Genomic DNA, 16378 nt, shown 5'->3' with positions numbered 1-16378 from the left:
CGCTTACCGACCGAACGCCACCGCAGAAATCATCAGGTTGCCATGGGCATTCTTGTTCAAGACCACGCCCTGTTCGCCAAAGGTGAAGCATCCGACAAAAGGGGCGCCACGCAGGCTCTTGGTAACAGCATCAGCGACGCCTTCCATCTGCTCGCCAACCGCCATCTTGCACCCGGCGCAGTAGACAATCAGGGCGCCGGCGACATTGGCTGCGCCCCCCGGAATGTTGGCCACAGCGGCGGCGGTGACCTTGCCTGCGCGCTCCACTAGACGGGCTTTGTCGCCGCGCATCGAGAACAGGCGAGTGCCTTCCTCAACCTCGGCAAAGGTGGAGAGAACACCGCCCTCCAGAACTTGATCGGGGTGGACGACCAGATAGTGGGTCACGTCCTCGATCTTTCCCGCGTCAATGCCGAGGGGATGCATGCTGGTTTCAGCCAGAATGTTGCCGCCCGTGCTGAGTTTCCCGCTGACCAGCCCATCGGTCCAACGGTTGTACACTTCGGCCGCAGGCTTGTGGTCGATGGTAATGATGCGGCGCCCGCGCGCCTGGGTGACGACACCGGTAGCGCCGTTGGTTGCATAGGCGACCTTGGTCACGACGCCGCTGGCGCCCGCAGGTTCATAGCCGCCCTGAAAGGCAAACCCGACGCCGCCCGACGAGAGAAACACGCCAACCACAAGTCCGTCCGTCATGACGCCGTCGCTGCCGAGCTGTCGCCATTTTCCGGAGACATCGTTGTCGGCAGAACTGCCACCAATGATCGGGCAGCGGTCGCCCACCACCCGGCGCAGCCCGGCGATGACTTCTTCTTCATGGCCCGGCGCCTGGTAAATCCAGATCAGCTCCGGCAGTTCGCCGGGGCAACCAGCATTGTCCAATGCCGCATGAAGTGCCTTCTCGGCGCAGGTTGCAGCATCGCCATCAAGCAGGACGCTGGCTGTGCCATAATCGCCCTCGGGATCGGTGATGGCGAGAAGGGCAATTGAGCCGCGGCCGCCTAGACCCAGCTGGTTCATGCCACCGTCGCAGGAGGTTCCGCCCAGCACGGGGACGCCGGGGAAGCGTTCTGCGAGAAAATCGGTGATCGGGGCATCGTGGTGGTCACTGTCATAGAACACGCAGAGCATTGATGGCTCGCCAGTCAATGCAGCAGTCTGGGCGCGCAAATCTGCGACAGCAGTCGTCGTGACCGTGTCGGCAGATAGGAAAGATTTCAGTGATACCATAACCGGCTGCCCCCGCGCCCATAGACACTCATGGTCTATAGACTAGGGGGTCTTGGTTTAAGAAAGCAGCAAACCCTAAGGTTCACGTCTGGTAAACTTGATCTGTCATCTACGACGATTGCAGAGCGATATTCTAGAGTGGCCGATGACGTGACCGAGAAAGCGCCCTTGCGTGATCTACTTCTAGTGCTGCCAGACGACGAAGCCTGCGGCAGTTGCCATCATGGCGCCCGCAGTCTTGTTGAGGCGCCCGAGAGCCTTTGGGCTCTGGAACATTTCGCGGGCCGCCGAGGCCAGCCATGCGTAGCCACAGCCGATGATCAGCAGAACAATGACCACGATGAAGGTCAGTTCGGCAAAGGCGACAGGGTTCATCTGGTCGAGCGGGATGACCGTTGGCAGGATGGCCAGATAGAAAACGATGGTCTTGGGATTGCCCATGGTGAGGGAGAAGCCTGCGAGGAACGTCTTCAGGCGGTCTTCGTTTTTCGGCTTCATCTGCTCGGCCCCAGGACGGGCGGTCCAGAAGCGATAGGCGATATAAAGCAGGTAGGCAGCGCCAGCCCAGCGGACGATGGTGAACACCGGGCCGAAATAGGTGGCGACGGCGGCAAGGCCGAACACAGCAAAGACGAAGTAGACGAGGTCACCGGCCAGAATGCCGAGAACCATGGGGAAAGCACCCTTGAACCCGCCGCCCAATGCACGCGCGACCACTGCGGCGACGCCTGGTCCTGGGACCAGAACCGCGATGGCGTATGCAATGGTGAAGGTGAGAAGAGTGAAGAGGTCCATAGTCGTGTCCGCCTGATTTGCGGCGGACACTACGCTTGGTTGGACCGATGGGCAATTGGCTCTTAGGGCAGACGAGCAAGGCGCTCAGTGAGGAGCTTGTAGAAGCCGTCCGCGTTGCCGTTGCGCAGGAAATTGGCGTTCGCCACCTTGCCGGTGACATGCCAATAATCTGCAACGGTCATACCGATAGTGAGCTCGCTGGCCGTCTCGATCGTGACATTGCATTGGCGCCCCTCGAATAGCTCGGGCTGCAACAGATAGGCAATGACCGTGGGATCGTGCAGCGGCGCACCGGCCCAGCCGTACTTCTTGAGATCAAAGGATTCCGAGAAGGTCAGCATGTCGTAGACGGCTTTGCCGGACTTGTTGCCTAGGCCGAGGATGGCGGCAAGACGCTCGGGCGTCGACTGGATCTGGTGGGTCACATCGAGCGGCAGCATGGTGATCGGCACGCCACTGCGCAGGACAACGTCGGCAGCGTCGGGATCAACATAGATGTTGAATTCGGCGGCGGGGGTGATGTTGCCGACCTCGAAATAAGCGCCGCCCATCATGACGAGTTCGGCGATGCGCTCGGCGATGGCGGGTTGCTTGATCAGCGCCATGGCGATGTTGGTCAGTGGCCCAAGCGTGCAAAGCGTTATGGTGCCGGGCTCTGCGGCCATCAGGGTGTCGATGATATAGTCGACGCCGTGCTGGACCTGCAGGGGAATGGTGGGATCGGGAAGGTCGGGGCCGTTAAGGCCGGTGTCGCCGTGGACGTGCTCAGCCGTCACCAACTGGCGGCGCATCGGACGCGCGCAGCCAGCGTAGACGGGAACATCGGTCTTGCCGGCGAGCTCGACGATTTTGCGGGCATTGTTGGCATTGTGGTGCAGCCCGACATTACCCGCGACGGCCACAATGCCAATGACGTCCAGCTCCTCTGGGGAAGCCAACGCCAAGAGAATGGCAACGGCATCGTCCTGACCGGGATCGGTGTCGATAATGATTTTACGGGGCATTGCAGGGCCTTGCAGGTTCGAGTCGAGTTGCCAGCACACTAGCTCGCGATATTTGCGTGGTCGACTGGGCTCCGAGGCAGGCCCTCAAATCAAATCCGCTGCGCGACTGGCCTCCATGCATTGATGGCGCTTGACGCCTGTCACACGGAGGGAAAAATAGATCAGCTCAGACGAGCGTGGAGACAATCGTGGCAGGTGAAGTAGTAGGGCATGCCGCGGAAGCGGCCGGACATGGCGTGGACCTGTTCCCGATTGTGATGTTGCTGGGCGCGGCGGTTATTGCCGTGCCTTTGTTCAAGCGCTTCGGGCTGGGGTCGGTGCTGGGCTATCTGGCAGCGGGTCTGCTGCTGGGGCCATCCGGGATTGGGTTGATCAGCGACCCGGAATCCGTGTTGACGACTGCAGAACTTGGCGTGGTGATGTTTTTGTTCATCATCGGGCTCGAGATGGAGCCGTCCAAGCTGTGGGCGCTGCGTAAGCAGATCTTTGGGCTGGGCGTCGTCCAGGTGGCGACCTGCGGCGCTCTGCTGACGGGCGTCGGGGTGTTGCTGGGTTTTGCACCGGTGGTGGCGTTCATCTTTGGCATGGGCTTCGTTCTGACCTCGACCGCCATTGTCATGCAGATTTTGGGCGAACGCGGTGAGTTGACCAGCGATAGCGGGCAGAAGATGGTGTCCATCCTGTTGCTCGAAGACCTCGCCATCGTGCCCTTGCTGGCGGTGGTGGCCATTCTCGCGCCCTCGGGCACTGAGGACAGCCTGTTTACCCGTTTCGCTGGTTTCGGTATCGCGCTGGGCGCCATATTGCTGCTGATCTTCCTTGGCCGCCGCATCATGAACCCGTTTTTTGCGCTGCTGGCCTCCACCAAGCTACGCGAGGTGATGACCGCTGCGGCGCTGCTGGTGGTGCTGGGCGCGGCGCTGCTGTTTCAGGCCAGTGGGCTCTCCATGGCTATGGGCGCGTTTCTTGCCGGCGTGCTGTTGTCGACCTCGACCTTCAAGCATCAACTCGAAGCTGACGTGGAGCCATTCCGTGGCATCCTGCTCGGGCTGTTCTTCCTTGCCGTCGGGATGTCGCTGAATTTGAGCATCGTCGCCGAGAACTGGGCGATCATCGCGATGAGCGTGGTGGCCTATATGCTGGTCAAGGCGCTGGCGATCTATGTGATCGCGCGCCTGCTCAAATCGAGCCATGGCGAGGCGCTGGAGCGCGCGGTGCTTATGGGGCAGGGCGGCGAATTCGCCTTCGTGCTCTATACGACTGCAGCGACAGCCGGCCTAATCGACGGCCCGACCAATGCGATTTTTACGGCGACTGTCATCGTCTCGATGGTGCTGACGCCGTTCTTCATCATCGGGCTACGCTACGTCATGCCCAAGGCCGCTGAGCAGTCCATGGACGGCGTCGAAACCGCCAATGGCCTGAGCAGCAAGGTGTTGCTGATCGGATTCGGGCGATTTGGGCAGATTGCCAGCCAGCCCTTACTGGCCATGCGCCACAGCGTTTCCATCATCGACAACGACACAGAGATGGTGCGCGTCGCTGCTCAGCTGGGTTTCAAGGTCTATTATGGCGATGGCACGCGCCTCGATATTCTGCGGGCCGCGGGGGCAGGCACGGCCGAGGTGATTTTGATCTGCACCGACAAGAAAGAGCAGACGACGCGGATCGCCGAACTTTTGCGCGATGAGTTTCCACTGGCTCGGGTCATGGCCCGTGCGTTTGACCGTGGTCATGCCATCGAACTGATCAATGCCAGCGTCGACTACCAGCTGCGCGAAGTGTTCGAATCAGCTTTGGCGTTTGGTGGCGAAGCTATCCAGCGGCTGGGGGCTACGGCCGAGGAGGCGGAAGAGGTCATCGACGGCGTGCGTGACCGTGACCGTCAGCGGCTTGAGTTGCAGATGGCCGGAGACTTGCGCGCGGGTGGGCGCGACCTGCTGATCAGCAACGCAGTTGAACAGGCGCGTGAAGGCGGTGTGGCTGTGTCCGAAGAGGATGTTGAAGAGCAAGTCGCCAAAAGTACCGCACCCGGTCACCCTGCTTGAAAGGAGAAGCGCGAAGGGGCTTCCGCATGCTCAAATAAAGTGCAAGACTTAAGTATCAGAGGGGAACTGATCGTCATGAAAACTGGATTGCGATATGCCGCAAACGCCAATCGTATACGACGCCCCTACGCCCGAACCCCGTGCCAGCACAGTTGAAGCCATCCAGGCCGAAATCCTTGAAAGACTGATCTATTCAGTTGGGAAAGACCCTATTGTTGCGCGGCCACACGACTGGCTCGCTGCGACCATCATGGCGGTGCGCGACCGTGTCATGGATCGCTGGATGGAGTCATCCCGCGAAACTTGGCGGACCTCGCATAAGCGGGTCTACTACCTCAGCCTCGAGTTCCTGATCGGTCGGCTGATGCGCGACGCGATGAGCAATGTTGGCCTGATCGAACCCGTCCGTGACGCTCTCAAAAACCTCAATGTTGATCTGGGTGACCTGATCAATCTCGAGCCCGATGCGGCCTTGGGCAATGGCGGCCTTGGCCGTCTGGCTGCGTGCTTTCTGGAATCTATGTCCTCGGTGAAAATCCCGGCCTATGGCTACGGCATTCGCTATGTCCATGGCCTGTTCCGTCAGGAAATGAGCGAAGGCTGGCAGGTTGAGCTGCCAGAAGACTGGCTTGCCCACGGCAATCCATGGGAATTCGAGCGCCGCGAAAGCGCTTATGAGATCGGCTTTGGCGGTCACGTCGAGCCTGTTACTGACCCTGATGGTGAAGTGCGTCAGGAATGGCGCCCCAACGATCATCTGCTGGCGGTGGCCTATGACACACCAATCGTCGGCTGGCGCGGGGCGCGGGTGAATACGTTGCGCCTTTGGAGTGCGCAGCCGATCGATCCTATCCTGCTCGACAAGTTCAATTCCGGTGACCATATCGGTGCACTGGCCGAAAGTGCGCGGGCCGAAGCCATTACGCGGGTTCTCTACCCGGCAGACTCGACGGCGGCAGGGCAGGAGCTGCGCCTGCGGCAGGAGTTCTTCTTCTCGTCTGCGTCATTGCAGGACATCGTTCGTCGCCACCTGCAACAGTATGGCGATCTTGGTTCGCTGCCAGACAAAGTCGCGATCCAGCTCAACGACACGCATCCCGCAATCTCCATTGCCGAGCTGATGCGCATCCTCGTCGATGACAACGGGCTCAAATGGGCTGAGGCCTGGAAGCTGTGCAAGGGCACGTTCGGTTACACGAACCACACTTTGCTGCCAGAAGCGCTGGAAAGCTGGCCGGTTGCGCTGTTGGAGCGGCTGCTGCCGCGCCACATGCAAATCATCTATCAGATCAATGCCGACGTTTTGGCCGAAGCGCGTCAGCGCGCCAAGTTCACCGACAGCCAGATAGCCAATGTTTCGTTGATCGACGAGGCTGGTGGCCGTCGTGTCCGTATGGGCCAGCTGGCTTTTGTAGGATCGCACTCGATCAATGGCGTATCAGCGCTACACACCGAGCTGATGAAGCAGACCGTGTTCTCGGACCTGCACAAGCTCTACCCTGACCGCATCAACAACAAGACCAACGGCATTACCCCGCGCCGCTGGCTGATGCAGTGTAACCCTGATCTGACCAAGCTGATCACCGATACCATTGGGCCTGAATTCCTCGACGATATCGAGTTGCTGCGTGGGCTCGATGCACATGCCGAGGACCCGACTTTCCAGGGGCAGTTCGCCCAGGTGAAGCGTGCCAACAAGGAAAAGTTGGCCCGCCTGATCAAAGACCGTCTCAATATCGTGGTGTCGCCAGATGCCATGTTTGACGTGCAGATCAAGCGCATTCACGAATACAAACGTCAGCTACTCAACATTATCCAAGCCGTTGCGCTGTATGATGAAATTCGCGCGCATCCGGAACGGGATTGGGTTCCGCGCGTTAAGATTTTTGCGGGCAAGGCGGCGCCGGGCTACTGGAATGCCAAGCTCATCATCAAGCTGATCAACGATGTGGCGAAGGTCATCAACAATGATCCGGCGGTGCGTGGATTGCTCAAGGTTGTGTTCCTGCCGAACTACAATGTGAGCCTGGCTGAAGTGATCGTGCCTGCTGCCGATCTCAGCGAACAGATTTCGACTGCCGGCATGGAAGCGTCGGGCACCGGCAACATGAAGTTCATGGCCAACGGTGCAATCACCATCGGCACGATGGATGGCGCCAATGTGGAGATGCACAAGGAAGTGGGGGCCGACAACATCGTTATCTTCGGCCTGACGACCGAGGAAGTGAACGAAAAGCGCGCCCAGGGTGAAACGCCGCGTTCGGCCATCGAAGCGTCGCCGCGTCTCAAGGAAGCGCTGGAGTCCATTTCGTCGGGCGTGTTCTCGCCAGATGATCCGGATCGTTATCGTGACCTGATCGGCGGCCTTTATGACCACGACTGGTTCATGGTTGCGCGGGACTTTGACGCCTACGCCACAGCGCAGGCAGAAGTCGACGCGATCTGGACCGACAAAGCGCGCTGGAACGCCATGGCTATCCGTAACACGGCGCGGGTTGGGTTCTTCTCTTCTGACCGGACGATCCGCCAGTATGCGCAAGACATCTGGGGTGTTCCGGCCGCAGCGGAATGATTGAGAGCGGCGGGGCTAACCTGGCGATCAAGATCAGGCCTGCCGCACATTTGAATTCGAACAGCTGGGGCATACAGTCCAGAGCTGCATTCGGGGGGACGTGCCTGTGAGCAAAGAAGAGTGGCAAGCAGATTCTCGGGAAGTGGAAGCCGTTGTCGGCGGCCGCCATCCCAACCCCTTTGCGTTTTTGGGGCTGCAGAACGTCAACGGACAATGGGTGCTGCGCGCCTTCATTCCGCATGCTGAAACTGTCACTGCTTTCAAGCTCGACGGGACCGAGCTTGGGCACCTCTTTCCACGCCATGCTGGCGGGTTTTTCGAGGGTAAAGTTTCGATCGATCAGCGCCAGCCGATCCGCTATCACGCCAAAAATGCGGGCGGGGAGTGGGATGTGTATGACCCCTATTCCTTTGGGCCCGTGCTTGGTCCGATGGATGACTACTACATGGGCGAAGGCAGCCATCTCAGACTGTTCGACCGCCTTGGTGCCCACGAAATGGAATTCGAAGGCATTCATGGCACCCATTTTGCGGTCTGGGCGCCCAATGCACAGCGCGTCAGCGTGGTTGGTGCGTTCAACGAGTGGGACGGTCGCCGCCATCCGATGCGTAATCGGTTCGAGAACGGCATCTGGGAAGTGTTCATCCCGGTGCTGGGAACTGGCACGATCTACAAATACGAAATCGTTGGGCCTGATGGCGTCGTGCAGCCGCTGAAGGCGGACCCTTATGCGCGCCAGTCTGAACTGCGCCCACGCACGGCGTCCGTCGTACCCGATCCAACGCCGTTCGTTTGGACGGACGACAAATATATCGAAGAGCGGGGCACACGCGATTGGCGCCGCACGCCGATGTCGATTTACGAGGTTCACCCCGGCAGCTGGCGTCGTCGGCCCGACGGCGGGTTCCTGACCTATGATCAGTTGGCCGAGCAGCTGGTGCCTTACGCTGCGGACATGGGGTACACCCATATCGAGCTGATGCCGATCAGCGAGCATCCGTATGATCCAAGCTGGGGCTATCAGCCGACGGGCATGTTTGCACCAACGTCGCGCTTTGGCGATCCGGCGAGCTTTGCGCGTTTTGTCAACGCGGCGCATGAGGCTGGGCTTGGCGTGATCCTGGATTGGGTGCCTGCACACTTCCCGACGGACGCGCATGGTCTCGCCCATTTTGACGGCACGGCGCTCTACGAACATGCGGATCCGCGACAGGGTTTCCACCCGGACTGGAACACGGCGATCTACAATTTTGGTCGCAAGGAAGTCGTCAGCTTCCTCGTCAACAATGCGCTGTTCTGGCTAGAGAAGTTCCACATTGACGGGCTGCGGGTCGATGCTGTGGCCTCAATGCTCTATCTCGATTACTCCCGCCAACCGGGCGAATGGGTGCCCAACAAGCATGGTGGCAACCAGAATCTGGAAGCGGTTGAATTTCTCAAACGCGTCAATTCGGAGGCCTATCGGCTCCACCCCGGCACGTTCATGATCGCTGAAGAATCCACGTCCTGGCCTGGCGTCAGCCATCCTGTGCATACGGGTGGGCTGGGTTTTGGCTTCAAGTGGAACATGGGCTTCATGAACGACACGTTGCGCTTCATGAGCCGCGAGGCGGTGCATCGCAAGTACCATCACAACGACATGACGTTCGGCACGGTCTACGCGTTCTCGGAGAACTTCGTGTTGCCGCTGAGCCATGATGAAGTGGTGCATGGCAAAGGGTCGCTGTTGGAGAAGATGCCCGGCGATGATTGGCAGCAGTTTGCCAATCTGCGTGCCTATTACGCGTTCATGTGGGGCCATCCGGGCAAAAAGCTGTTGTTCATGGGCCAGGAGTTCGCCCAGCGCGACGAGTGGGCCGATAGCAAGGCGCTCGACTGGTACCTATTGGAATCTCCGATGCACGAGGGGGTGCGTCGCCTGATAGCCGATCTCAATGCTGCCTACCGTCAGCTTCCCGCGCTCTATGAGCGGGATTGCGAGCCGGAGGGGTTTGAGTGGGTGATTGGCAATGACCACACCAATTCGGTCTTTGCCTGGTTGCGCAAGGCCCCAGGGGCCGATCCGGTGCTGGTTGTTGCAAACTTCACGCCAGTGCCACGTGCCGGTTACAAAATTCCGATGCCACTGGTCGGCAAATGGGTTGAGCGGATCAACACTGATGCAGGCTGGTATGCGGGGTCCAACACCGGAAATCAGGGTGCGGTGACGGCTTATGCTGTTGAGGGCAAGCATTGGCCTGCGGAGGCCGAGGTTTTCCTGCCGCCGCTGTCGACACTGTTTTTGAAATACGAGCCGGAATGATCCGGTTCTGAGGGGATACGTTCCGGAGTCATCCGGGCATTAGTGGAGGGTATGATTATGGCAGACTATAGGGTTCCATCACCGCTCGCCCGCGAGGCAATGGCGTACGTTCTGGCCGGTGGGCGCGGCACGCGTCTCATGGAATTGACGGATCGGCGCGCCAAGCCTGCCGTTTATTTCGGCGGTAAGTCGCGCATTATCGATTTTGCGCTCTCCAACGCGATCAATTCGGGCATTCGCCGTATCTCGGTGGCCACGCAGTATCAGGCGCACAGCCTGATCCGCCATTTGGGGCGCGGCTGGAACTTCCTCCGTCAGGAGCGTAACGAAAGCTTCGATGTGCTGCCCGCGAGCCAGCGCGTCGCCGAGGACATGTGGTACGCGGGCACAGCCGACGCGGTGTATCAGAACATCGATATCATCGAGGATTACGGCGCGCGCTATATCGTCATTCTGGCGGGCGACCACATCTACAAGATGGACTACGAAATCATGCTGCGTCAGCATGTCGACACGGGCGCAGACGTGACCATCGGTTGTCTCGAAGTGCCGCGCACTGAAGCTTCTGGCTTTGGCGTGATGCATGTCGATGGTCGCGACCGCGTAGTCGATTTCGTCGAAAAGCCCAAGGATCCTCCAGGCATTCCGGACAAGCCAGACATGGCACTGGCATCGATGGGCATCTACGTGTTCGAGACGCGCTTCCTGATGGAACAGCTGCGCCGCGACGCTGCCACCGAAGGCTCCAGCCGCGACTTCGGCAAGGACATCATTCCCTATATCGTCAAGAACGGTACCGCCTGGGCGCATCGCTTCCCACGCTCCTGCGTGCGGTCGAGCAATGAAGAGGTCAGCTACTGGCGTGACGTCGGCACCATCGATGCCTATTGGAAGGCTTCGATCGATCTCACCGACATCAAGCCACAACTCGATCTTTACGATCGCGACTGGCCGATCTGGACCTATGCCGAGATCACGCCTCCGGCCAAGTTCGTGCACGACTTTGATGGTCGCCGTGGTTCGGCGGTGAACTCCCTGGTTTCGGGCGACTGCATTATCTCCGGTGGTCATTTGCAGCGCACGCTGCTGTCCACGGGTTCGCGTGTGCACTCCTATTCGGTGCTTGATGAGGCGGTGGTGCTGCCCTATTGCGAGATCGGGCGCAGTGCGCGGTTGAAGAAAGTGGTGATCGACCGAGGGGTGAATATCCCAGAGGGGCTCGTCGTTGGTGAAGACCCCGAGTTCGACGCCAAGTGGTTCCGCCGCAGTGAGGAGGGGGTGACCCTGATCACGCAGCCGATGATCAATAAGTATCTGGAAAGCCGATGATCGAAGTTCTCTCGGTTGCGTCCGAGCTCTACCCGCTGGTCAAAACGGGGGGGCTCGCTGACGTGGCAGGTGCCCTGCCGGGCGCCCTAAGCGATAGTGGCGTGACGATGCGGACGCTGATCCCGGGCTACCCTGCTGTGATGAGCAAGGTAACCGGTGGTCGTGTCGTGGCCGAAATTACCGACCTGTTTGGCGTCAACGCCCGGCTGATTGCCGGGCGCGTTGCCGGGCTCGATCTGATCGTGCTTGATGCGCCGGCGCTTTATGACCGCCCGGGCAATCCCTATGTGGGGCCGGAAGGGCGCGATTGGCCGGACAACTGGAAGCGCTTTGCCGCATTGAGCTGGGTGGCGTCGGAACTGGGCCTAGGCCTTGTCGAGGGCTATCGCCCGCAGGTTATCCACGCCCATGACTGGCAGGCCGGGCTTGTGCCGGCCTATGTGAAATACGGGCCGTCATCGACGCTGAAGACCGTCATCACCGTCCACAATATGGCCTTTCAGGGCACATTCGGGGCTGATATTTTCTCGCAGCTTCGTCTGCCTGCGCATGCCTTCTCGGTCGAGGGCGTCGAGTATTATGGTGGCGTTGGCTATCTCAAGGCTGGTGTCGAATGCGCTGATGTCGTCACGACCGTCAGTCCGACTTACGCCTCGGAAATCCGTACGCCGGAGTTTGGCATGGGCCTTGAGGGTCTGCTGAACAACCGCTCGGAAACGGTCCATGGCGTGCTGAACGGCATTGATCTTGGGGCGTGGGATCCGGCCACGGACCCGGCGCTGCGCCAAGGCTATGGTCCCAATACCATCCACCTTCGCCGCATCAACAAAGCTGCGGTGCGAGAGGCCTTTGGTCTCGACGATGGCGGTGGACCGCTGTTTGCCGTGGTCAGTCGTCTGACCTGGCAGAAGGGCATCGACCTTTTGGCGCAGAATATCGACTACATGGTCGAAAATGGCGCGCAACTGGCCGTGCTGGGGTCGGGTGATACCGATCTGGAGAACTCGATCAGGGCCGCATCGCAGCGTCATCCGGGCCGCGTTGGCATCGTCACCGGCTATAACGAGCCGCTGAGCCACCTCATTCAGGCTGGGTCCGACGTGATGATGGTGCCGTCGCGGTTTGAGCCGTGCGGCCTGACGCAGCTTTATGCCTTGCGCTATGGCTGTGTGCCGTTGGTCAGCCGCGTTGGCGGTCTGAACGATACCGTCATCGACGCCAATGTGGCAGCGCTGCAGGCGGAAGTGGCAACGGGTGTGCAGTTTTCGCCACCCAGCGCCGGGGCCCTTCGCGATGCCATTCGGCGCACGCTGGACCTCTATGCCGATGACAAAATGTGGAAGAAAATTCAACGCCGAGGCATGAAATCGGACGTCTCCTGGGAGACCAGCGCAGCGCGCTATGCCGATCTCTATGCATCCTTGATTGGGCTGAAAACCGATGACGATTCAAACGATTAAGACCACGCCATATGACGACCAGAAGCCTGGAACGTCTGGCCTGCGCAAGCGGGTGACGGTCTACGCACAGCCCAATTATGTCGAGAACTATATCCAGTCGATCTTTGACAGTCTGGACGGGTTTGCCGGTGAGACATTGGTCATTGGCGGCGACGGGCGCTATTACAACGACGTCGTGATTCAGAAGGCGATCCGCATTGCGGCGGCCAACGGCTTTGGCCGCGTGCTGGTGGGGCAGGGCGGACTGCTGTCGACGCCTGCGGCCAGTCATGTCATCCGCCATCACAAGGCCTTTGGTGGCCTGGTACTGTCGGCGAGCCACAATCCCGGCGGTCCGGATGGCGACTTCGGCCTCAAGTACAATATCGGCAACGGTGGGCCGGCGCCGGAAAAGATCACCGATGCGGTGTTTGCCCGCAGCAAGGTGATCGACAGCTACAAGACGGTCGATACCCCCGATATTGCGCTGGGCCAGATCGGCACGCAGCATGTGGGTGACATGGTGGTCGAGGTGATCGACCCCGTAGCAGACTATGCGGCGCTGATGGCGACGCTGTTTGATTTCGACGCAATCCGCGCCCTGTTTGCCGGCGGGTTCCGCATGACGTTCGACGCCATGAACGCCATCACGGGTCCTTATGCCCATGTGTTGCTTGAGGACACGCTGGGCGCGCCCAAGGGGACGGTGGTCAATGGTACGCCCTCGCCAGACTTTGGCGGCGGGCATCCCGATCCCAATCTGGTCTACTGCAAGGACATGCACGATCTGCTGATGACCGCTGATGGCCCCGATTTCGGCGCTGCGTCTGACGGCGACGGCGACCGCAATCTGATCATCGGCAAGAACCGTTTTGTGACGCCGTCGGACTCGTTGGCGCTGTTGGCGGCCAATGCGTCGCTGGCGCCCGGCTATGCTGGCGGTATTGCAGGCATTGCGCGTTCGATGCCAACCAGTGCTGCGGCAGACCGGGTTGCGGAAAAGCTCGGCATTGAAATGCACGAGACGCCGACTGGCTGGAAGTTCTTCGGCAATCTGCTCGATGCTGGCCGGGTCACCATTTGTGGCGAGGAAAGTGCAGGAACAGGCTCCAACCACGTTCGGGAGAAGGATGGTCTTTGGGCCGTTTTGCTGTGGCTGAACATTCTGGCGGTGCGCAAGCAGAGCGTTGACCAGATTGTGCGCGAGCATTGGGCGACCTATGGGCGCAACTACTACACCCGCCACGATTATGAAGAGGTCGATGCTGCCATTGCAGGCAAGCTGGTTGATGATCTGCGCGCGCAGCTTCCCGCGTTGCCTGGAAAGAGCTTCGGCGAGGACCTTCAGGTCGCCTATGCTGATGATTTCACCTATCTCGACCCGATCGATGGTTCGACCAGCGCCAAGCAGGGCATTCGCATCGGTTTTACGGATGGTTCTCGCATCGTTGTGCGCCTGAGTGGAACCGGCACGGTTGGTGCCACGTTGCGAGTGTATCTGGAGCGGTATGAGGCGGCCGACGGCCGTCATGATCTGGATACACAACTTGCCCTTGAGCCGCTGATTGCCCTTGCTGAAGAGCTTTCAGGGATCAAAAAGCGGACGGGGCGTGAAGCTCCCAGCGTCATCACCTGATATCGGATAAAACATGAAACCTACGCTGGTCCCCAATGGGGGCAGTATCCAACATCTGGGGGCCACGCTCACCGAGGTGGGCGTAAACTTCGCCGTTTATTCGGAGAGCGCGACCGCCATCTGGGTGTCGCTATTTGACGAGCAGGATCAGGAAACTGACCGCTTCGAGCTCGATGTGCATCAGGACAATATCCGCGCCGGGCTGATCGAGGGCATTGGTGCTGGCACGCGCTACGGGCTGCGGGCCGATGGTGAGTACAATCCGGATCAGGGCTATTTCTTTGATCCAATGAAGCTGCTGGTCGATCCCTATGCCAAGCGGCTGGATCGCGTGTTCGTGCGCTCGCCCCGCCTCCGGCTGGATCGCGCCGAGGCAGTCGACACCGCGCCGCTGATCCCCAAGGCCATCGTCGTCAGCGATAGTGGCGAGAACATCCTGCCGCGCAAGAAAGCACCGGGCATGTTCTATGAGATGAACGTGCGCGGCTACACCATGCGCCACCCAAGCGTGCAGGGACCATTGCGCGGCACTATCGCGGCACTCACGACGCAGCGGGTGATCGATCACCTCAAATATATCGGCGTTGATACGCTGCAGCTGATGCCAACGGCCGCCTGGATCGATGAGGGGCACCTGCCGGTGCTTGGGTTGACCAATGCATGGGGTTACAACCCGGTAGCCTATTCGGCCATTGACCCGCGTCTGGCGCCCCGTGGCCCGCAGGAACTGCGGAACATGACCGACCTTTATCGCAAGAACGGCATCTCGGTGATCCTCGACGTGGTCTACAACCACACCGGGGAGAGCGACGCCAACGGTCCGATGTTGAGCCTGATGGGACTGGACGCGAAGACTTACTATCGCTTCGTCGAAGTCGACGGGAAGCAGCATCTGGTCAACGACACCGGCACTGGCAATACGCTGCGCTGCGACCATCCCGCGACGCAGCGCTTGGTGATCGATAGTCTGCGCTATTGGGTCGAGGAAATGGGTGTATCCGGTTTCCGTTTCGATCTGGCGACGGTTCTGGGGCGTGACCCCGGGTTCAATCCGAACGCGATCATGCTCGAAAAGATCAAAGCCGATCCCGTTCTGAGCAAATGCATTCTGGTTGCTGAGCCCTGGGATCCAGGTCCGGGCGGCTATGCGCTGGGCCAGTTCGGCAAGGAATTCAAGGAACACAACGACACGTTCCGCGACGATGTGCGCGAGTTCTGGCGCGGCGAAGACGGCAAGATTGGCGCGCTCGCCGGCAAGGTTGCCGGCTCGGCCGAAATCTTCAATTTCAACGGCCGTAAGCCAAGCCATGGCGTCAACATGCTGGCGGTGCATGATGGGTTCACATTGCGTGATCTCGTCAGCTACACCGATAAGCACAACGAGGCCAATGGCGAAGAGAACCGCGACGGCCACAGCCACAACGCATCCTGGAATTGCGGCGTCGAAGGTGAAACCGACGACGCCGGCATCGTCGCTGCCCGCAAGCGGGATGTTCGGGCGCTGCTGGCCACGCTGTTCGTTGCGCGCGGCGTGCCGCTGTTGCAGCAGGGCGATGAGATGTTCCGCACGCAGGGTGGCAATAACAATGCCTATGCGCAGGACAACGAAATCACCTGGCTGGATTGGGAAAACAGCGATGGCGATCTGGTCGACTTCGTCGCAGCGGCCATGAATTTCCGCAAGGAGCATCTGGCGCTAACGCATGACCATTTCCTCACAGGGCAGGACAAAGCTGGTGTGCGCGACGTGGTGTGGTTGCACCCCGATGGGCGAGAAATGAATCAGGGTGACTGGGACTATTCCGGCGCGTCGGTGCTGGGCATGCAGTTGCGTCACAAGGACGATGAAGTGCTGATCTGGTTTAACCGCAAGGTCGAGCCGGTGGTGGCACGCCTGCCAGAAGGGCATTGGGCCGTCGGGCTGCAGTCGGACAATTCGGCTGAGGTCGGATTTTCGGAAGGCACCGCAACGCTGACGCCGCGCTCGGTAGTGGCGTTGGTTCGGGCGGAAGCTAATTGAGGT

At 59.9% G+C, this 16378-nt stretch carries 10 protein-coding genes; 7 read left to right on the top strand and 3 right to left on the bottom strand.

Translation table 11 applies throughout. From position 1 onward, the window contains the following. Window positions 1-3 precede the first annotated feature (3 nt). The 3 genes from WH87_RS11935 to WH87_RS11925 all read right to left on the bottom strand — a co-directional run bounded on the left by WH87_RS11935 (window position 4) and on the right by WH87_RS11925 (window position 3029). The gene (locus tag WH87_RS11935; RefSeq protein ID WP_046137539.1) at window positions 4-1230 is read right to left on the bottom strand and encodes an FIST signal transduction protein; all 1227 of its coding nucleotides are present in this window, start codon (window positions 1228-1230) and stop codon (window positions 4-6) included. Window positions 1231-1413: 183 nt separating this feature from the next. Continuing rightward, window positions 1414-2025 (bottom strand): LysE family translocator, encoded by a 612-nt coding sequence (locus tag WH87_RS11930; RefSeq protein ID WP_046137540.1) that lies wholly within the window; start codon window positions 2023-2025, stop codon window positions 1414-1416. 62 nt (window positions 2026-2087) lie between these two features. Continuing rightward, window positions 2088-3029, bottom strand: a complete 942-nt coding sequence (locus WH87_RS11925; RefSeq protein ID WP_046137541.1) for a nucleoside hydrolase — start codon at window positions 3027-3029, stop codon at window positions 2088-2090. 257 nt (window positions 3030-3286) lie between these two features. Between WH87_RS11925 and WH87_RS11920 the strand changes: the two genes are divergently transcribed. The 7 genes from WH87_RS11920 (at window position 3287) to glgX (ending at window position 16375) form a co-directional block, all read left to right on the top strand. Then, on the top strand, window positions 3287-5077 hold the full coding sequence (locus WH87_RS11920; RefSeq protein WP_046137621.1) for a monovalent cation:proton antiporter-2 (CPA2) family protein: 1791 nt from the start codon (window positions 3287-3289) through the stop codon (window positions 5075-5077). A 94-nt stretch (window positions 5078-5171) separates the two neighbouring features. Continuing rightward, a complete protein-coding gene (locus tag WH87_RS11915; protein ID WP_046137542.1) occupies window positions 5172-7649 on the top strand; it encodes a glycogen/starch/alpha-glucan phosphorylase in 2478 nt (825 codons plus the stop codon). A 100-nt stretch (window positions 7650-7749) separates the two neighbouring features. Further along, window positions 7750-9951 (top strand): 1,4-alpha-glucan branching protein GlgB, encoded by a 2202-nt coding sequence (glgB, locus tag WH87_RS11910; protein WP_407060043.1) that lies wholly within the window; start codon window positions 7750-7752, stop codon window positions 9949-9951. 57 nt (window positions 9952-10008) lie between these two features. Continuing rightward, a complete protein-coding gene (gene glgC, locus WH87_RS11905; RefSeq protein ID WP_046137622.1) occupies window positions 10009-11280 on the top strand; it encodes a glucose-1-phosphate adenylyltransferase in 1272 nt (423 codons plus the stop codon). Then, window positions 11280-12740, top strand: a complete 1461-nt coding sequence (glgA, locus tag WH87_RS11900; protein ID WP_046137623.1) for a glycogen synthase GlgA — start codon at window positions 11280-11282, stop codon at window positions 12738-12740. Before glgC ends, glgA begins: the two co-directional genes overlap by 1 nt. Then, window positions 12721-14355 carry an alpha-D-glucose phosphate-specific phosphoglucomutase gene (locus WH87_RS11895; protein WP_046137544.1) on the top strand — a complete coding sequence of 545 codons (1635 nt, stop codon included), beginning with the start codon at window positions 12721-12723 and terminating at the stop codon, window positions 14353-14355. Before glgA ends, WH87_RS11895 begins: the two co-directional genes overlap by 20 nt. A gap of 13 nt (window positions 14356-14368) precedes the next feature. Next, a complete protein-coding gene (gene glgX / locus WH87_RS11890) occupies window positions 14369-16375 on the top strand; it encodes a glycogen debranching protein GlgX (RefSeq protein WP_046137545.1) in 2007 nt (668 codons plus the stop codon). Window positions 16376-16378: the final 3 nt, after the last annotated feature.

This window comes from Devosia epidermidihirudinis, from assembly GCF_000971295.1.
GTDB classification, from domain to species: Bacteria; Pseudomonadota; Alphaproteobacteria; order Rhizobiales; family Devosiaceae; genus Devosia; species Devosia epidermidihirudinis.
The sequence above is the reverse complement of the archived record's forward strand: the minus strand, read 5'-3'. Positions and strand labels throughout refer to the sequence as shown.